This window comes from Moraxella catarrhalis, assembly GCF_001656295.1.
Classification (GTDB): domain Bacteria; phylum Pseudomonadota; class Gammaproteobacteria; order Pseudomonadales; family Moraxellaceae; genus Moraxella; species Moraxella veridica.
The window spans coordinates 377,398-397,380 of record NZ_LXHE01000002.1; the positions used below are offsets into that span (position 1 = coordinate 377,398).

The following is a 19,983-nucleotide window of genomic DNA, read 5'->3' on the forward strand; positions in this document are numbered from 1 at the left end:
TGGCTTAGCTGATTTGTTTTGCATTATGTTAAGTGTTTGATGCCAAAAATTTAAATGCAAAAATGGAATATGGGTAGTGATTTTGGGGATATTATCGCCATGACCAGTCATGATAAAAACGCCCCATATAAAGCAGGGGCGTTTTTATCATGACTGATGGGTTAATTTGTTCCAAATTCTCGACGCTTTTTGGCAAAAAAACGATCCAATCTGTCCATGGCATCTTCTAAATCAATGAGGTTTGGTAAAAATACGACTCGGAAATGATCGGGCTGATCCCAGTTAAATCCTGTACCTTGGATTATCAATACTTTCTCTTCAATGAGTAGATCCATCATAAATTTCATATCATTATCGATAGGGTAGATCTCACGGTCAATCTTAGCAAAGCAATAAAATGCACCTTGGGGCATGGTGCAGCTGATGCCTTTGATGGCATTCAGACGCTCAACCGCTAAATTACGCTGCTTATATAAGCGTCCTGTCGGTGCGGTCAAAGCTTGCATTGATTGATAGCCGCCCATGGCTGTTTGGATGGCGTATTGGGCGGGAACATTGGCACACAGACGCATACTTGCCAGCATGGTCAGCCCTTCAATAAAATCGGTGGCATGGTGTTTTTTGCCCGAAACCATCAGCCAGCCTGCACGATAGCCTGCAATGCGATGTGACTTGGATAGCCCATTATAGGTTAAAACCAAACAATCATTTGTGATCGTACACATGGGGGTATGTGTGACGCCATCATATAAAATGCGGTCATAAATTTCATCCGCCATAATCACCAAATCATATTTTTTGGCAAGTGCAGCAATGCTTTTTAGGATTTCATCAGTATAGACCGCACCTGTTGGATTATTGGGGTTAATGATGACAATGCCCTTGGTGCGTGATGTGATTTTGTTTTCAATATCTTTTAGGTCTGGTTGCCAATTATCATCTTCAAGACAGCGATAATGTACCGCTTTACCGCCTGCTAAATTTGCCGCTGCCGTCCACAAAGGATAATCAGGCATTGGAATTAAAATCTCATCATCGTCATCAAGTAGCGCCTGCATGGTCATGACAATCAATTCACTGACACCATTACCGATATAAACATCATTGACATCTATCGCAGATAATAGCCCCTTACCTTGATAATATTGTAATATCGCTTTTCTGGCAGAAAAAATCCCTTGAGAGTCAGAATAACCAGACGCTTCAGGTAAATTCAGCGCCACATCACGAACAATTTCTTCAGGAGCTAATAGCCCAAAAGGGGCAGGATTGCCGATGTTGAGCTTAATGATTCGCTGACCTTCAGCTTCCATGCGATTGGCAGTTTGTAGTAGCTCACCGCGAATATCGTAGCAGACATTGGCAAGTTTATTGGATTTTTTTAAGGGCTTGGTTTGGGGCATGATGGTGTATTCCGATGGCAAAGTAACAAAGATCTGATCAGGCTGTGGTTTGATGAGAGTTGATTTTGGGTGAATTTCATTAATGGGTTGTTGCTCAGGTGCCTGTGGGGTTGAGTCACCGCTCACAAGATAACTTTCACTGACGCCCAAAGCTGCCGCTAATATGGGTAATTTGCTCATGACGATGCCATTTTTACCGCATTCCCAATTAGCGATTGCACCGCGACTGACAGGCGCGCCAAGCTCGCTCATCTTGACGGCTAGAGCTTCGGCGGATAACCCCAAAGCTTTTCGCCGTAATTTTAGCCGTAAGCCTTGTTCTGTGATGGTATTTTGTGGGTCATTCATGCTAATATATCCTTAAGTGTGAAGATTATTTTATGTGATAAAGTGATGAATTGCAAGTTATACTTTACAAAATTTATTGGTGTATTAAATTGGTGTATTAAGATGATTTTTTATGCAAGTAAATCTTGCAATGTATCATCCTAAATTGATCAGTAAAGCATTTTTTCAAAAAATTTTAAGGAGTGAGTGATGAATCCGCTTGACAAAGCCGTGATAAATACGATGAGTGAGACAGATTGGCAAAATCGCTTGGATGATTTGTCATATTATGTTCTAAGACAAAAAGGCACCGAGCAAGCTTTTACAGGACTTTATACCGATACCGAAGTGGAGGGTATTTATCGCTGTAAGGGCTGTCATTCACCGCTTTTTGATAGTAGTGCTAAGTTTCATTCAGGCTGCGGTTGGCCAAGCTTTGACAAAGCCATCGGCGATAATGTCGTTGATGAAACGCTGGATTTATCGCATGGGATGCGCCGCATTGAGGTGACCTGCCATCACTGTGGCGGACATTTAGGTCATGTTTTTCCGGATAATCATGTAACCGACACTGGGCTAAGATATTGCATTAATTCGGCAGCAGTTGTGCTCGATGAAGCCTAAAGCGATCTTAATGTGGTAATATTCTGACTAAAAATTTTGCTCAGAATATAGATTTTTTGTATTTTTTTATATATAATAAGCAAAATCTATGATGAGCGAGTGATTATGAATCCACATAACTTTATCTTGGCAGAGACGCAGGGTGAGTTATTTGTTTTAATCATTCGCTTTTTTGTGGGCAAAATCAAGCAATAGCGATGAGTTTTTTGGCGGCCAACCGCTAAAAAATTTTATCTAAAATTTGGTAAACGCCAATTTAATCTATAAGATTTTATCACATAAAAGTTTAATTCTAATAAAAAATTCGGGTGAAATTCATGACAGCTCAAACAACAAAAAAAGCCGTTTTGGCACTCGCTGATGGCACGATTTTTCGTGGTGTAAGCATTGGCGCAGCAGGCAGTACCGTTGGCGAAGTGGTATTTAATACTGCCATGACGGGCTATCAAGAAATTTTGACCGATCCCAGTTACTCAGGTCAGATGGTTACTTTGACCTATCCGCATATCGGTAATACTGGCTGCAATGAAGAAGATTCTGAATCTGGCCGCATTCATAAAGTTTGGGCAACTGGCTTGATTATCCGTGATTTGCCGCTTTTGCACAGCAATTTTCGCGCTACAGGCTCGCTGTCTGAGTATCTCAATGAGCACAATGTGGTGGCAATCGCTGACATTGATACGCGCCGACTCACCACACTACTGCGCACCACAGGTGCTCAAAATGGCTGTATCATGACAGCTGATGAACAAGGTGAGATTGATGAAGCGCGAGCGGTAGAATTGGCACGCTCAGCGCCGAGCATGAAAGGTCAAGATTTGGCAAAAGTCTGCTGTGATCAAGAAGGTTATGAGTGGACTGAAGGCTCTTGGGAGCTTGCCAATGATGGTCGTAACGCCAAGACAACCGAAACAGGCGGGCGATTTGCCAAGCTTGGGGTGGATATTGAAAAACAGTTTAATATCGTGGCGTATGACTTTGGGGTAAAAACCAATATCTTGCGTATGCTGGTAGATCGTGGCTGCCATGTGACGGTTGTGCCTGCCACCACGCCAATCCAAGATGTTTTGAAGCATAATCCTGATGGGATTTTCCTATCAAATGGACCTGGCGATCCTGAGCCTTGTACCTATGCCATTGAGGCGATTCGCCATGTGATCACTCAGACCCAGATTCCTATCTTTGGCATTTGTCTTGGTCATCAGCTACTGGCATTGGCCAGCGGTGCTAAGACCATTAAGATGAAATTCGGTCATCATGGTGCCAACCATCCTGTCCAAAATCTGGCAGATGGTACAGTGATGATCACCTCACAAAACCATGGTTTTTGTGTGGATGAAGAGACTTTACCTGAGCATGTTCGCCCAACGCATCGTTCATTGTTTGATGGCTCAAACCAAGGCATTGAGCTGACCAATCATCCTGCGTTTAGTTTCCAAGGTCACCCTGAAGCAAGCCCAGGACCGCATGATTGCGCGGTGCTGTTTGATAGATTTGTGGTAGAGATGCAGAAGTTTAAATCTTAATTTGTAATTTAAATGGAATATTTCTACGGCAAAAACAGGTAAATTCATATCCATAAAACATCATCAGAGTTGATATATAGAAGACCTGTACAAGGTGTTATTGCAAAAGTGTTAGGACATATTGCTTATTTTTATAATATGAGTCGCCAAAAGAGATTTATGAGAAAATGTAAACCTTAAAAAACTCTTTTTAAAGAAGAAAAATATGAGCCAATTAGTTGTTAATATTTCAGACAAAGTCATTAGTCAAATGTTTGCTTATACTGCCAAACATGATGTTTCTTTTGATGAAATGACTGAAAAGTTATAGGTAGAATTTTTACAAAAAAAATGCCAAAGAAAATAGTGATGATAATGAGTTATTTCAATTATTAGAAAAAACCAAAGGCACTTGGCAACATGGTGATGGCTTGGTGTTTCAAGATAAATTACGGACAGTATGGGAATAGATATGAAAAAATATTTATTAGATTCTGTTATCTTAATTGACCATTTTAATAATATCAGTCAAGCAACCAACTTTATTAAGAAAAATCACAAATTATGTTATATTTCTGCCATTACCAGAGCTGAAGTTTTGACAGGGTTTCAAAATCAACCTAAGCCTTGAACAAAATTGGTTTTTGGCGAAAAAAACATCGTTGAAGTCATTTTATGAAAACAATGATGATAACAAGGATAACAAGATTGTGGCGTGGACTTATGAGAATTGTTTATATGGCATGACAATTTAATTATATTTCGGAAAAAACATCAATGACAATGATTTTAAGCATTTTAATCCTATTTTTTATCATCAGACTGTTATTTTTAGCCGTCTCCATTAAACATGAAAAAGCCTTAATTGCCAAAGGGGCGACACAATACGGAAAAACCAATTCCACGGTGCTTGCGGTGGTTCATACGCTTTATTATTTGGCGTGTTTTATCTCGGTATGGATTTTTGACACTGCTTTTAATGGCATATCCTTGATTGGCACGCTGATGGTGACGGCTTCATTTGTGATATTGGCGTTGATTATCAAGCAGTTGGGGGAGATTTGGACGGTTAAAATCTATATTTTACCAGAACATCAGATTAATCGTTCGTGGTTATTTAAAACATTTCGCCACCCCAATTATTTTTTAAACATCATACCTGAATTAATTGGCATCGCCTTATTATGCCAAGCGTGGTATGTGTTATTGATTGGCTTGCCCATTTATTTGCTGGTCTTATTTAAGCGTATCCGTCAAGAAGAACAAGCGATGGCAACACTTTTTTAACCCATTTTATCAATCAAAAAAATTTATCAATAATTTATCAACAAAGAGAGCCACCATGCCAAAGCGTACCGACATTAAATCCATTCTTATCATCGGGGCAGGCCCCATTGTCATCGGGCAAGCCTGTGAATTTGACTATTCAGGCGCCCAAGCCTGCAAAGCCTTAAAAGAAGAAGGCTATCGGGTGATTTTGGTAAACTCAAATCCTGCCACCATCATGACCGACCCGTCCATGGCTGATGCCACTTATATTGAACCGATTACCTGGCAGACCGTTGAGGGGATTATTGCCAAAGAGCGTCCTGATGCCATTTTGCCAACAATGGGTGGTCAGACAGCGCTTAACTGCGCACTTGATCTTGATAAGCATGGCGTGCTTGCCAAATATGGCTGTGAGCTGATTGGCGCGACCAAAGATGCCATCGAAAAAGCAGAAGATCGCGAGCTGTTTGATAAAGCAATGAAAAAAATTGGACTTGAATGTCCGCGTGCCGATATTGCAGAAACCATGGAGCAGGCACTTGAGATCCAAGCGCGTTTTGGCTTCCCTGTGATTATTCGTCCTTCATTTACCATGGGCGGCTCTGGCGGTGGTATTGCCTATAATCGTGAAGAGTTTGTGGAAATTTGTGAGCGCGGATTTGATTTATCGCCAACGCATCAGCTGCTCATTGATGAAAGCTTGATCGGTTGGAAAGAGTACGAAATGGAAGTGGTGCGTGATAAAAATGACAACTGCATCATTGTCTGCTCTATCGAAAACTTTGATCCAATGGGTGTGCATACGGGTGATTCCATCACAGTTGCCCCTGCGCAGACTTTGACGGATAAAGAGTATCAGCTCATGCGTAACGCATCGATCGCTGTATTGCGTGAGATTGGCGTCGAAACGGGCGGCTCAAACGTACAGTTTGGCATTAATCCTGAAAATGGTCGCATGGTCGTCATCGAGATGAACCCTCGCGTGAGCCGTTCATCGGCATTGGCATCTAAGGCGACAGGTTTCCCGATTGCTAAAATCGCCGCCAAGCTTGCCGTCGGCTATACACTTGATGAGCTTAATAATGACATCACAGGTGGTAAGACGCCTGCCAGCTTTGAGCCGTCGATTGACTATGTCGTTACCAAGATTCCACGTTTTAACTTTGAAAAATTCCCACAAGCTGAAGAAACACTTACCACTCAAATGAAATCTGTGGGCGAGGTGATGGCGATTGGTCGCAATTTCCAAGAGTCCATACAAAAAGCATTGCGAGGTCTTGAGACGGGCGCAACAGGTTTTGATGAACTTTTAGAGCTTGAGGGTAAATCAGCTGAAACCATTGAAAGCGAAATTAAGAACCGCTTAAGCATCCCTACGCCAGACCGTATTTTTTATATTGCCGAGGCGTTTCGTCATGGCATGAGCTTGGATGATGTCTTTAAATACACCAAAATTGATAAATGGTTCTTGGTGCAGATCCAAGATATCGTAACAGTTGAAGCACAAATCAAAGCGCTTGGCTTTGGCGGCTTGACTGCTGAAAATCTGCGCCAATTTAAGCGTAAAGGCATGAGCGACTTGCGCATTGCTAATCTGATGGGCATCAGCCAAAAACAGCTGCGCAAACAGCGTTGGGATTTGGGCGTGTATCCTGTCTATAAGCGCGTGGACACGTGTGCTGCCGAATTTGAGACTTCGACTGCCTATATGTACTCAAGCTATGATGAAGAATGTGAAGCGCGTCCAAGTGACAAAGACAAGATCATGGTCATTGGTGGTGGACCAAACCGTATTGGACAGGGTATTGAGTTTGACTATTGCTGTGTTCATGCTGCTTTGGCAATGCGAGAAGATGGCTATGAGACCATCATGGTCAACTGTAATCCAGAGACCGTCTCAACCGATTATGACACTTCTGATCGCTTGTATTTTGAACCCGTTACGCTTGAAGATGTGCTTGAGATCATTCGTACCGAAAAACCAAAAGGCGTGATCGTGCAGTACGGCGGTCAAACTCCGCTAAAACTTGCGCGTGCCCTAGAAGAAGCGGGTGCCCCAATCATCGGCACCAGTCCTGATGCCATCGACCGCGCCGAAGACCGTGAACGTTTTCAGCATATGATTCATCAGTTGAATCTGAATCAGCCGCCTAACGCACTGGCTACCAGTAGCGAAGACGGCATCGTCAAGGCGCAATCGGTTGGCTACCCTTTGGTGGTGCGTCCATCATACGTATTGGGCGGTCGCGCGATGGAAATCGTATATAATGAAGATGAGCTAAAGCGCTATCTGCGAGAGGCAGTCCAAGCATCCAATGAAGCGCCAGTGCTGCTTGATCGTTTCTTGGATGATGCCATCGAAGTGGATGTTGACTGTGTATCGGATGGTAAAGAAGTGGTCATCGGTGGCATCATGCAGCACATTGAGCAAGCAGGTGTGCACTCAGGTGACTCAGCGTGCAGCTTGCCGCCATACTCATTGAGTGCAGACATTCAAGACCAAATTCGTGAGCAAACGATTGCGATGGCAAAAGAGCTTGGCGTGGTTGGATTGATGAACGTGCAGTACGCCATCAAAGACAACACCGTTTATATCCTTGAGGTCAATCCACGTGCTAGCCGTACGGTGCCTTTTGTTTCTAAGTGTATTGGCGCTTCTTTGGCTAAGATTGCAGCACGTTGTATGGCGGGTAAGTCGCTTGCTGAGCAAGGATTTACCAAAGAGATTGTACCAAGTCATTATTCAGTCAAAGAAGCTGTTTTCCCATTTGCCAAATTCCCAGGTGTGGATCCGATCCTAAGTCCAGAAATGAAATCTACAGGCGAAGTGATGGGTGTCGGCAAGACATTTGGTGAGGCGTTCTATAAGGCGGTGATTGGCTCAAATGAGCGCCTGCCTGGTCTGCCCGTTGATGGTGAGATTAAAAAGGCGTTTTTATCGGTGCGCGACAGCGATAAGAAGAATTTGCCTTCAGTTGCTCAGCAGCTGCTTGACTACGGCTTTAAATTGGTTGCTACAGGCGGTACGCAGCGCGTACTTGCTGAGGCAGGCATTGAGTGTGAGCGCATTAATAAAGTCAATGAAGGGCGTCCGCACATTGTGGATATGATCAAAAATGGTGAAATCCATTTGGTGGTCAATACCACTGAAGGTAAGCAAGCCCAAGAAGATTCTTTCTTGATTCGCCGAAGTGCGTTGCAAGCTAAGATATTCTATGTCACTACCATCAGTGCGGCACAAGCGGTATGTAAAGCCTATCAAGTCACTTTGCCGTTTGATGTTTATAAGCTGCAAGATTTGCACGCCTAAGAAGGGTTTTGGAACAAATTTGCTCAAGCTTTTGCGCTGGGCAAATTTGTTTTGCTTGGTATAACTGTGTCTTTGCGCTTTAGAGCATTTGCCAAATTGCGCTTGCATTTTTTCTAAAACCCAGTACAATACCTAACTAAATCTAATTTAACAAAATCTTGCCAGATATTGTATTTGGCAAGTTTTTTTACATTCTTAATATTTGTATTTAAATGATTTTTTGAGTTAATGTTTAATGAATTGACTTAAATTGATTTAAATCATGAACATTGAAAGGAAAATTATGCAACGTTATCCAATGACGCCCGAAGGGCACAAGGCGCTTGAAGATGAGCTAAAACAGCTAAAAACCGTTGAGCGCCCGCGCATTACCACAGCGATCGCAGAAGCGCGTGAGCATGGCGATCTCAAAGAAAATGCCGAATATCATGCCGCACGCGAGCAGCAAGGCTTGTGCGAAGCGCGCATCAGAGATATTGAAGCCAAACTTGGCGGCGCTCAGGTCATTGATCCAACTAAACTGCCTCAAGATGGTCGTGTGGTTTTTGGGGTGACGGTTGTGCTTGAGAATATGGATGATGGTGCTGAGCGCCGCTATAAAATTGTTGGCGATGATGAAGCGGACTTTAAAGCAGGTAAAATCTCAGTCAACTCTCCAATTGCCCGTGGTCTTATCGGTAAATCTGAAGGGGATGAAGCCAAAATCCAAACGCCCAGCGGACTGGCTGAGTTTGAGATTTTGGAAGTGATTTATGCGTAATCATTAGAGATTTTTATGAAACATTTACACATGCTTTTGGCGATTATTGTGCTATTGATTTTCATATTTCAAGCCCTGCCCATGTTTATGGGTAAAGCGCCAAAAGTATCAAATGCCATCAAAATCTTAAACCATGTCTTCTACACAGCGGTTGTCTTGACTGGATTGGGATTGGTTTGGCAGATTTATCAGGTTGCAGGTGTTCAGCACTGGGCGCTTGCCAAGTTGATTTTACTGATTGTTGCTGCGTCCGCCACCATTAAGGCACAGCGTCATTATACCAATGCCCCATCTCAAGCCAAAGCAGGGCTGATGATCGCTTCGGTGGCTTATGTGGGTATTATTGTGTTGGCGATTACTAAGCCAACGCTATTTTGATAAGTCATCTGAATTTATCTGACTTTACAGTTAAAACGGCTAAAGTTTTTTAGTCGTTTTTATTTGATAATCATTGAGTTGTCATATTTACTTTAAAATCTTATAAAGTATATTCGGCTGATTATTTACATTTTGGCAAAAAACTTTGACAAAAAAATACAAAAGCTCAATTATTGTGGGTATTGTGTTAACTGCTCCCATGTTACAATAGGGCATTTGTCGTTTAAAATTTGGGCAAAATGATTTGCCAAATCTGCTTAATTAATAATCAGTACTGGAGTATGACTGTGACGATAGTAATCAATTCACAAACCCAAAGACCTATCAAGCGCTTGGGCTTGGTTTTTGGTGTGATCACCACTTGCATTTTGGCGGGATGTGCCAGTAAGCCAACTTATAACAGTGCGTCAAGCTCAGGTGGTTCAGGGATGGGTTCGCAAGTCATCACAGACAGCAAGGGCGTACCAAATCGCTATCAAGTCAAACAGGGTGATACTGTCAGTAAGATCGCTCAGCGCTATGGATTAAATTGGCGTGAGATTGGACACATTAATCATCTAAATAGCAGTTATACTATTTATACAGGTCAGTGGCTGACTTTATGGTCAGGTGATCTTAAAGTGCGTGAGCGTAGTATTAGCTCTGGTGTGAATACCGCTCACAAACCTACGCCTGTGGTGATTCAGTCAAGCAAACCACCAGTGCAGCAGCATCCTGTCGTACAAAAACCCACGCCGCCTGTTGTTGTGGTACAGAAAACCACGCCAACTCCGCCCGTGGTTCAGCAGCCAGCACCAGTTGTCCCACCAGTGACAGAAGCACCATTTGCCACTGGTAGCTCAGGGGTGATGCAGTTTCGCTATCCTGTTGGTGCGACCAATCCAGTGGTTCGACGCTTTGGTACAGCGACAGTGGCAGGCTCAACTGTTACCAGTAATGGCATGTGGTTCTCTGGACGAGATGGGGATGTAATCAATGCCAGTAATGCAGGGACGGTGATCCAGGCTGATCGCAACATGGATGGAGCCAGTATCGTGATTCAGCATACCAATGGCTTTGTGTCCAGCTATATTCATATCAAAGACGCTCAAGTCAGCGCCGGCGATACGGTGCGCACCGGTCAGCGTATTGCAAGTATGAAAAATCAGCCAAGCGGTGCGGCACTATTTGAATTTAGAATTTCTAGAAATGGCGTTTATGTTGATCCATTGACAGTGCTTAAATAGCTGCCAGATGCCAGGCTAACTGAAATATTGAAAAATCCATCAAGTTAGCCTGACTTAAACTGCTAAGATAATTTTAATGACCTTAAAAAACACCGAAGATTAAATCTTCGGTGTTTTTTATTTATTCGTAAATTTTGATATAAGCGCTCGAGCGTAACTCTTGTAACCAGTCTTCTTGAGCCTGTGGGGCGCGTCGCGAGAACAAATATTCGCGCGCAGCGTTACGACGATATTGCTCGGTGACATCACGTTGTCTAACGTCATTGACTTTTAAGATATGCCAGCCAAATTGAGAGCGAAATGGGATGGAAAAATCACCCTGTGCTGTATTTTTCATTACAGCTTCAAACTCCGGTACCATGTCGCCTTCATTAACCCAGCCCAAACTGCCACGCTCAGATGCTGAACCTGCATCATCTGAATAAGTCGCTGCCAAAGTTTCAAAATCAGCGCCTTGCTGTAATTGCTGATAAATGGCATTGATTTTTTGTTCAGCGATACCGCTGCTTTGATTATCATCAATTCGAGCTAAAATATGGCTGGTTTGCCATTCTGGCACGATGACTTGGTTTTGCTGTTGTTTATTTACCACTTTGACAATGTCAATACCGCCTGAGGTAGCGATCGGCGCCGATGTTTGTCCGATGTCAAGCTTATCTACTTCGGCAGCAATGGCTGGCGGCAGGGCAACCACATTGATCAATCCAGTATCGGCACCTTGGAGCTCGGGGGTGTAGTTACCACGAGCATTTTGCATGGCTTGATCCAAATTCATGCCAGCATCTAAAGAGGACTTAACACGCTCAGCAACCAAAGCAGCTTGCTGGCGGTTTTGCTCACTGGCGGTATTGTCAAGATAAGGCACACGAATATGCAAAAGGCGGTACTGAACTTGATTTAAGCGCGCTGATTCAGGGCTCTTTAAAAATGCGTCAATCTGATCGTCGGTAATGCGTACACGGCTTTGAATCTGATTTTGCCATAATGCTTGTATGGCGGCATCTTGAATTAAGTTTGCACGCAACGCAGCATAACTGCCTGCACGCTCGGCATCAAGTCTGGATTGAAACTCTGATAAACTATTCAAGCCTTGAGACTGAGCAATTTGTAGTAACTGCTGATTGATCACAGCGTCATTTGGAACGACGCCGGCACGATTAATGATGGCAAGCTGAAGTTTTTCATTAATCAGCTCATCTAAAGCCAGCGTTTGTGCTTGATCTTGGGTGACATTGCCGCCGTTTTTTTGAATTTCAGCTGCGACCAACTCAGTGGCTTGATTGAGCTCACTTTTTAAAATAATTTCATCATTGACAACAGCGACAATGCCGTCATGACTGTTTCCGCTGATTGATGCTTGTGACACAAGGCTTGTGCAGCTGATGACAGCAGCGGTTAAAGCTTTGATGATAAATTTACCTTGCATTGGATAATCCTTAATTGTGAATAATAAAATATTAACTTAAATGCGTAAAGTTTAGCATTTGTCTGTCTTAGCGTCAAACCACGCCAAAAACTTGCTGATAATTAGTGTTAATTTAAACTGTTTTTGGCATGGCTGCATACTTAATAGTCGCGCTGCCAAGCATTTTGGACTTGATCGTAGCCCATAACTTTCTCGCTCAAAAGTCGATTCAAGCGACCACCGCCACCGATGCCATTTAGGCGAACTTCTGCCATCATTGCCGTATTTGGTGATAAGTGCGGATTGAAGGCATCACGATAGCGTCTTGCATAGATCGATAAGCCATAGCAGCAGTCTTCATAATTAAGACCCACCAAAGAATCCATGACATAATCTAGGTTGTAGTCGTATTGTAGCTGCCCCATCACACGCCAGCGATTATTGATCGGAAAAACGGCAGAAGCGGTATATGCCGATAGGGCGGCTTGATTAAACTCACGATTTTCTTTTCTTTTTACAATACCTAGGTTAAATAACTTACGATCACTTGGACGATAGCGAATTTGTGCCACAATGCTACTCAAATCATAATTGGTTCTAAATGAACCCGATGCATCAAACCATAAATTATCTTTCGGCTGTAGGCTGGCTTGCCATGCCAAACCAGAGCTTCTGCTGCTATAGTTTTCACTGTCATTGATACCAACACGCGTGTCATCCAATAAGATCTGTTCTGCAGCGCCACCTTCAAATCGCGTCCGACCCGTTTGGTCTATATAACGATAGCTGACTGCAGGCGTGATGGCGTGTAAATCTTGAATGCGATCATGACCCAAAAACCAGTTATTGTTCAAAAGCTGCTCATAGCTAAGCTGTGCAATTTTTGTCTCAAAATTTGGCACATTGTGTTGATCTTTAAAAGGCGTGTAGGTATAGTGTAATCTTGGTGTTAGTACTTGATAGCCACCTGCATCTTGACGCATGCCAAATGGCGCGCCTGCTTTTTCAAAGAACAGTCCAGCATCCAAGCTGACCGTTGGCGCAAATACCGAATAGCTGCCGTCTTGCTTGGTGAGATTTTGGTCGGCTAAGCTGTCTTCATCATAGTTGGCGTACAGATGCGTCAAGCTAAGCTTAGGTGTGAAATATCCCCACGAGCGCAGCAGTGGGTAACTGGCTGTGAATTGGTTAAATATTCTGCCGCCGCTTTTTTCTGGTTCAGAGTTATCTTCAATGGATTTTTTGAAATAGGCTGAATTGTGAATGCCGCTTAGCTCAAGACCGCTGGGCGTGCCCATCCAAGTTCGAGGCAAGCGATAATTGACTGACAGCTGGGGTAGGCGCGCATAGGGTCTGTCTTTGTCTGTGATTGGCGTGCCATCTAAGTTAAAGCCATCTAAGCGCTGAAAATCTTCAAATCTTAAGTCAGCTGAGACATTTTCATCCAAAAAGCTTGCGCCAATGCGTCTTGGGAGATTTAGCTTGGTGGTCTCAATGCCTAAAGTGTCAAAATCTGATAAATAACTGGCATCAGAGACATATTGATATTGTGCGTAAGTGGTGATTTTATCAAACTGCTTGGGCTGCCAGGTGTGATCAAATCTGACTTGGCTACGGTCTTCATGATCATATTGACGATCTTTTGGAAGATATGAAGCAGTCAACACCCCTGATCCATAATCTTGGGTCAGATAACGAAATTCACCAGTCAGCATAGGATTGCGGTTGGTAAATACAGTTGGCGTAATGGTTGCATCATAATTTGGTGCCAAATTCAGATAATAAGGCGTACTAATTTCAAAACTGTCTGACGCACCAAATCCCATTGATGGCAATAAAAACCCAGAAGAGCGACGAGCATCGATTGGGAAATTAAAGTACGGCAAGTAAAATACAGGCACTTCTTTGATGCGCAGGGTGGTATTTTTGGCGATCGCACGACCTGTGTCGGTATTGATATCAATGCTATCAGCATCTAAATACCATTTGCGTTCTGTTGGTGGGCAGGTGGTGAACATGACATCTTGAAGCTGATATTCACTACTGCTGACCTTGTCCATTTGACTGGCGTAACCGTGCGCGTTAATGGTGGTACTTGCAAAAGCAACATCTTGCGCGACTGCTGTTTGTCCGTCCGTACGGTATTCTAAGTTTTCTGCTACACCGATAATGCCAGTACTGTTATCGCTTGCGCTGCCATCACTAAACTGCACTTGACCTGAAGCAATGGCTTGCCCTGTTTGGGTATCTAAGGTGAGCTTGTCGGCCATCACACGCTGACCGTTTTGTTCGACAATGACATTGCCAGACAGTTCGGCATAAGTTTGGGCATCATAATAGCCATAATCCGCTTGAGCAAAAATACTGCCTGCTGCAAGCGGATTGCCATTTTCACCCAGTCTTGGGGCAACGGGGTTATTTGTACGTGCAGCTTGGTGGATTGGCTGCATCCACACACCTTGACAGCGAGCATCTGAGCTGGGTTTTGCGTGATAGTTTTCGGCTAATTTGGCTAAGCTTCTGCTGGCAGAGAGCGTAGCATGCTCAGCAGGTGGCTTGACGGTCTGTGAATTTGTATTATCTGGCTGACCAGCAAAGGCATCCAGCTGGCTGATTTCATGATTGCTTTGGCTTTTTTGATCACCAGTTTGCTCGGCTGCTTGCTGTGCGATGACCTCAAGATCGAAGCCATCAAAAGCATTTGCCGTCTCATCAATACTTTGTGGATCAGCATCTAGATCTGATGCAGCGGTAGGTTTGGCATCTGGTGCATAAGGCAAATCTTCTTTGCTAATGTCACTGTCTGCGCCAACAACTGTGAGTGAACGACTGGTATTGATCTCTGCATAAGTTGGCATCACAAATGGCAAACTGGCTGCACCAAACAGCGCATAACGGATAGCGGCAGTCAAATACGAATTTGACTTTGAGCGATGGTGGTGAGCGGTGTGCATTGAACTGGCAGAAAGAATACGAGAGCGAATCACAGCTAAACCTTACAAATCAATATAAAATTTTTGCTATTTTACACCATTCTCAGCATTTGGTGCGATTATTTTATCGGTTTTGTGGATGAAATTGCAATCACACCATGGTCATATGCTTGATAGAGCGGTCAATTTTTTGGTTGAGTGTTTTAATGATAAGTTTGTCAAATGCTTGATTATTTTCCATTATGATACTGGTTTAAACCACCAAAATCCGCTAAACTGTCACTTTGATATTACCAACCGTTGAGAAAATTTATGAGCGATGCGCGCCACACTCAGATGATGGAGTTTTTGAATGCAAATTTGGCAACCGACTTTCGTGTGGAGAGCTTGCCAGGAGATGCCAGTTTTCGTCGCTACCACCGCATTTATTTACCGACGAGTGGTGAGGAGGGCAGCCGCGAGATGACGTATCTTTTGATGGATGCACCGCCTGACAAAGAAAGCATCCAAGAGTTTATCCACGTGGCGGACATCATGAGCGAAACGGTGAATGTGCCTGACATCGTGGCGCGTGACGAAGCGATGGGATTTTTACTTTTGCAAGACTTTGGGGTGGTGGAGTTTGCTCACGCGATCGCCAAAGATACTGATAAAAAAGATGACTATTACACCAAAGCCCTAAAGACGTTGGCTCAGCTGCAGACGATTGAGGGCGCTGATTTACCCAAGTACAGTGACGAAAAACTCGCTCAAGAAATGGACTTATTTAGCGAGTGGTTTTTACCTTATTTAGGCATTGGGCTAAATAAGGAGGATGCCCAAACATGGGAAAGTTTAAAAAAAACACTCATCACGCAGATCAGCAAGCAGCCCAAAGTGATCGTGCATCGCGATTACCACAGCCGTAATCTGATGATGGATAAAGGCAGCGATCATCTTGGTGTGATTGATTTTCAAGATGCGGTGATTGGTGCTTATACTTATGATTTGGTCAGCCTAGTGCGAGATGCATATATTGATTATGATGAAGCGTGGGCCCAAAAGCGCATTCATGAATTTTATCAATTGATCAAGCCTAGTGTTGATTTGGGGACATTCATTTCACAAACAAATATCATGGGTGTACAGCGTCATTTGAAAGTCTTAGGAATTTTTATTCGCTTATCAGAGCGTGATGGCAAGCATCGCTACCTTGACAATATCCCTAAGGTGATGCGCGACTTGTTATCTGAGTTGTCTTGGCTATCTGAGCGTGGTAATGAGTCAATCTATGGTGAATTTATGGCGTGTCTTAAAGTAAATGTGCTGCCATCTTATCGCACCAAGTTTGGGTACTCGGAGGGATTATGATTGAGCAAGCAATGATCTTAGCGGCAGGCAAGGGCACGCGTATGCGCCCATTGACGCTCACAAAGCCTAAGCCGCTGATTCCGGTTGCCAGCAAGCCATTGATCGAATGGCACATCGAGCGCTTGGCGGCGGCAGGCGTACACCGCATTGTCATCAATACCAGCTATCTATCTGAGGTGTTACTCACAGAACTTAAGACACTCAATTTATCTCAAAAATTTGGCATTGAGATTTTGCTTTCTGTTGAGCAGGGTGAGCCGCTTGAGACTGCCGGCGGTATCAAGTTTGCTTTGGATCAAGGCTTGCTGCATGATTCACCATTTATTTTGGTTAATGGTGATGTTTGGACGGAGTTTGAGTTTGATCAGCTGCTGAGTCATCAGCTTAATCACAGGTTGGCGCATCTGATTTTGGTGGATAATCCTAAGCATCACCCTGAGGGCGACTTTGGATTAATCAAAGACACAGTCACCCTAAAAAGTGATGGTCATAGCGCATTGACCTTTGCAGGGATCAGTGTGATGTCACCTAAGATGGTAACATCATTAGATCAAGGACAGATCGCACCGCTAGCGCCGTATTTAAAATCTGCCATTAATCAGCAGTTGGTGAGCGGCGAGCGGATCACCGATCAATGGATGGATGTCGGCACGCTTGATAGGCTCGCTGAAACCGAGGCATACATCCAAAATAAATATGGTAAAAATTAAAAAATAACCCATTAAATATCAATCACTTATAAACTTTATCCAAAATATCAGGTAATTTCACCCAAAAAGCATTTGACACTGCTGTGAAATTCTATATAATACGCACCACAACGAACGAACACAGTGAGACATCACTCACTAAGTCGTTTAAGAACTTAAAATGTTGATACCTTGACACCGTATCGAATCTTTTTCTTAAACACAGTAAACTGTTTAAAGAAAAAACACATTTTAGGGTGGTTAGCTCAGTTGGTAGAGCATCTGCCTTACAAGCAGAGGGTCAGCGGTTCGATCCCGTTACCACCCACCATATTGCAGCGGTAGTTCAGTTGGTTAGAATACCGGCCTGTCACGCCGGGGGTCGCGGGTTCGAGTCCCGTCCGCTGCGCCATATCTCAAAATCCCAAGTCTTTATGGCTTGGGATTTTTTTTGTATTATAAATAAAAATATCAAAACTGCTTGCGATGTATTAATTTTTGTTTAAAATAACACAGCATCTATTTTGTATGAATGCTTTATTATTTGAATGATTTAAGGATGAAATTGCGATGAAATATTCTTCGTTAAAACTTGCCATAGTCACTGCTTTATTTGGGCTAAATGCCGTCAGTATCGCACAAGCTGCACCGATTTTGCAGGCACATCAAGATTATAGTTATGTCAATCACGCCAAAGCCAATGCTTGGCTTGAAATCGATGTCAAAGCGTTTGAAAATAATATCATGCGCTTGCAGCACAATTTATCCGATTCAACCAAAATTTGCGCCATCATGAAGGCGGATGCATATGGTAATGGCATTGATTTGTTGATGCCAAGTATCATTAAGCTGAATGTTCCTTGTATTGGTATTGCAAGTAACGAAGAAGCCAAAATCGCGCGTGCACATGGCTATCAGGGAGTGATTATGCGTGTGCGCTTGGCAAGCACAGATGAGGCTAAGACTGCATTGGAATATGATGTCACTGAACTTACAGGTAGTCTGGCTCATGCCCAAGCACTAAATGAGCTTGCTGCAGCAAATGGTAAACAGCTTAATGTGCATTTATCGCTTAACAGTGGCGGCATGGATAGAAATGGTCTGGATGTCCAAAACTCCCAAGGCAAAGCCGATGCGCTTGCCATTACAAAGTTATCAGCGCTGAAACTGACTGGCATTATGACGCATTATGCTTTTGAAGAAGAAGACTATGTACGTGAGCGTTTGGCTCGATTTAATGAGCAAAGCGCTTGGCTGATAAATGAAGCAAAACTGGATCGTAGCCAGTTGACTTTACACACTGCCAATTCCTTTGCGACCATCACTGTACCCGAAAGTCATTTGGATATGGTTCGCCCAGGCGGGCTGATTTATGGTGACACGATCGATGCTAAGCCTGCGTATCAGCCGATCATGAGCTTTAAGACTAAGGTGGCAGGCGTGCAATTTTATCCAAAAGGCTCAACAGTGGGCTATGATGGCACGCATACCTTGCAGCGCGACTCTTATTTGGCGAATCTGCCTTTTGGTTATTCAGATGGATATCGGCGTGCATTCACTAATAAAGGCGTGGTACTGATTGGCGGTATGCGCGCGCCAGTATTGGGCAAGGTATCGATGAATACGACGATGGTGGATGTGACAGATATTATCACTAGGCAAGCTGTTAATATCGGTGATGAGGTGGTGATCTACGGTCGCCAAGGTAAGGCGCAAATCAGCCAAGGTGAAATTGAAGGCATTAATGATGCTTTGTTGGCGGATCTTTATACCATTTGGGGTAACTCAAATCCTCGCGTGATTAAGCCTTAAAAGGGTAAATGGCACAAGATGTGCAATGGTAAATTGTCCTGCTTGACTAGATTACCCCACATTCAAATCAGGAGAGCGCTGTGATCGTCCGAGATAAATCAAACAGTTTCAAACTACTATTTGCATGGCGTGGCACGGTGCTACCCAAAGTGTTGCCAACGATATTAGGTATCATGGTACTGTCTTTAATCGCTGGTTTTGTGGCACAGTTTCAGTGGTATTATGTCGCTACCGTGCCTGCGGTTGGTTTTACGATGTTTGGTGTTATCATCTCCATATTTTTGGGATTTCGTAATAATGCTTGTTATGATCGATGGTGGGAAGGTCGTAAGCTGTGGGGTGCTTTGGTGGCTAATACGCGTCATCTAAGCCGTGATAGCCATTTTTTAGCACCAAATGAGCGTGAATCACTACTGTATCAGATGCTACTGTTTGTGGCGACACTTCGTGATCGGTTGCGTGGACAAAATATTCAGCGATCACAGTTTGGCTACACGAAGATTGATGATCATTATTTGGACTGGCTTGATCAGCAGATCAATGCGCCGCAACGAGTTTTGGAGGCGATGCAAAAGCAATTAATCAAATCAGTTCAGCAAGGTCAAATGAGTGATGTCATTTATATGACCATCCAAAAACATGTGATTGAAATGGGGGGCATCCAAGCGGGCTGCGATCGTATTCACAGCACGCCATTGCCATTTCCCTACTCAGCACTACTGCATCGGGCGGTATATTGTTTTTGTTGGGCGCTGCCTTTTGGTTTGCAATCCGCGATGGGTTTTTGGACACCGTTATTGGTTGGGTTTATTTCTTATTTATTGCTTGGGCTAGATGAGCTGGCACGGCAACTAGAAGAACCTTTTGGCTCTGACCATCATGATTTGGCACTTGATATGATGGTGAGAATGATTGAGCGTGAAACCTTGATGCTGATGGATAAGCCACTGCCTAAGTCGTGGGAGATTGATAAGAATTTTAATATGAGCTAA

General features: G+C 43.5%; 15 protein-coding genes and 2 tRNA genes. 14 read left to right on the forward strand and 3 right to left on the reverse strand.

The window, feature by feature from the left end; all coding sequences use genetic code 11:
- Window positions 1–161 precede the first annotated feature (161 nt).
- On the reverse strand, window positions 162–1,751 hold the full coding sequence (locus AO382_RS01765) for an aminotransferase class I/II-fold pyridoxal phosphate-dependent enzyme (protein WP_309544251.1): 1,590 nt from the start codon (window positions 1,749–1,751) through the stop codon (window positions 162–164).
- A 189-nt stretch (window positions 1,752–1,940) separates the two neighbouring features.
- On the opposite strand from AO382_RS01765, the gene msrB reads away from it, so the two are divergent.
- From msrB to AO382_RS01800, 8 genes are all read left to right on the forward strand, one after another.
- Window positions 1,941–2,354 carry a peptide-methionine (R)-S-oxide reductase MsrB gene (gene msrB / locus AO382_RS01770; RefSeq protein ID WP_064617634.1) on the forward strand — a complete coding sequence of 138 codons (414 nt, stop codon included), beginning with the start codon at window positions 1,941–1,943 and terminating at the stop codon, window positions 2,352–2,354.
- Window positions 2,355–2,671: 317 nt separating this feature from the next.
- Window positions 2,672–3,880: a glutamine-hydrolyzing carbamoyl-phosphate synthase small subunit gene (gene carA / locus AO382_RS01775; protein ID WP_064617636.1), complete on the forward strand. Its 1,209-nt coding sequence runs from the start codon at window positions 2,672–2,674 to the stop codon at window positions 3,878–3,880.
- Window positions 3,881–4,331: 451 nt separating this feature from the next.
- Entirely contained in the window at window positions 4,332–4,490 is a 159-nt protein-coding gene (locus AO382_RS10610; RefSeq protein ID WP_147286445.1) for a type II toxin-antitoxin system VapC family toxin, read from the forward strand.
- Between the two features lie 146 nt (window positions 4,491–4,636).
- Window positions 4,637–5,146, forward strand: coding sequence for an isoprenylcysteine carboxyl methyltransferase family protein (locus AO382_RS01780; RefSeq protein ID WP_081261331.1), 510 nt, complete (start codon window positions 4,637–4,639; stop codon window positions 5,144–5,146).
- A 55-nt stretch (window positions 5,147–5,201) separates the two neighbouring features.
- Window positions 5,202–8,438, forward strand: a complete 3,237-nt coding sequence (gene carB / locus AO382_RS01785) for a carbamoyl-phosphate synthase large subunit (protein ID WP_064617638.1) — start codon at window positions 5,202–5,204, stop codon at window positions 8,436–8,438.
- Window positions 8,439–8,721: 283 nt separating this feature from the next.
- On the forward strand, window positions 8,722–9,198 hold the full coding sequence (greA, locus tag AO382_RS01790; protein ID WP_064617640.1) for a transcription elongation factor GreA: 477 nt from the start codon (window positions 8,722–8,724) through the stop codon (window positions 9,196–9,198).
- A gap of 15 nt (window positions 9,199–9,213) precedes the next feature.
- Window positions 9,214–9,576, forward strand: coding sequence for a SirB2 family protein (locus AO382_RS01795; protein WP_064617642.1), 363 nt, complete (start codon window positions 9,214–9,216; stop codon window positions 9,574–9,576).
- 281 nt (window positions 9,577–9,857) lie between these two features.
- Window positions 9,858–10,802: a LysM peptidoglycan-binding domain-containing M23 family metallopeptidase gene (locus AO382_RS01800; protein WP_064617644.1), complete on the forward strand. Its 945-nt coding sequence runs from the start codon at window positions 9,858–9,860 to the stop codon at window positions 10,800–10,802.
- Between the two features lie 121 nt (window positions 10,803–10,923).
- On the opposite strand, the gene AO382_RS01805 is transcribed toward AO382_RS01800, so the two are convergent.
- Together AO382_RS01805 and AO382_RS01810 are read right to left on the reverse strand one after the other, a co-directional pair.
- Window positions 10,924–12,228, reverse strand: a complete 1,305-nt coding sequence (locus tag AO382_RS01805) for a peptidylprolyl isomerase (protein WP_064617646.1) — start codon at window positions 12,226–12,228, stop codon at window positions 10,924–10,926.
- A gap of 140 nt (window positions 12,229–12,368) precedes the next feature.
- Window positions 12,369–15,161 carry an LPS-assembly protein LptD gene (locus tag AO382_RS01810; protein WP_064617915.1) on the reverse strand — a complete coding sequence of 931 codons (2,793 nt, stop codon included), beginning with the start codon at window positions 15,159–15,161 and terminating at the stop codon, window positions 12,369–12,371.
- A gap of 291 nt (window positions 15,162–15,452) precedes the next feature.
- Between AO382_RS01810 and AO382_RS01815 the strand changes: the two genes are divergently transcribed.
- From AO382_RS01815 to AO382_RS01840, 6 genes are all read left to right on the forward strand, one after another.
- The gene (locus AO382_RS01815; RefSeq protein WP_064617648.1) at window positions 15,453–16,490 is read left to right on the forward strand and encodes an aminoglycoside phosphotransferase family protein; all 1,038 of its coding nucleotides are present in this window, start codon (window positions 15,453–15,455) and stop codon (window positions 16,488–16,490) included.
- Window positions 16,487–17,200 (forward strand): N-acetylmuramate alpha-1-phosphate uridylyltransferase MurU, encoded by a 714-nt coding sequence (gene murU, locus AO382_RS01820; protein ID WP_064617650.1) that lies wholly within the window; start codon window positions 16,487–16,489, stop codon window positions 17,198–17,200. Before AO382_RS01815 ends, murU begins: the two co-directional genes overlap by 4 nt.
- Window positions 17,201–17,434: 234 nt before the next feature.
- Window positions 17,435–17,510 (forward strand) — tRNA-Val (locus AO382_RS01825).
- A 4-nt stretch (window positions 17,511–17,514) separates the two neighbouring features.
- Window positions 17,515–17,591: transfer RNA gene (locus AO382_RS01830), tRNA-Asp, on the forward strand.
- 158 nt (window positions 17,592–17,749) lie between these two features.
- Window positions 17,750–18,991 (forward strand): alanine racemase, encoded by a 1,242-nt coding sequence (alr, locus tag AO382_RS01835; protein ID WP_064617652.1) that lies wholly within the window; start codon window positions 17,750–17,752, stop codon window positions 18,989–18,991.
- A gap of 80 nt (window positions 18,992–19,071) precedes the next feature.
- On the forward strand, window positions 19,072–19,983 hold the full coding sequence (locus AO382_RS01840; protein WP_064617654.1) for a bestrophin family protein: 912 nt from the start codon (window positions 19,072–19,074) through the stop codon (window positions 19,981–19,983).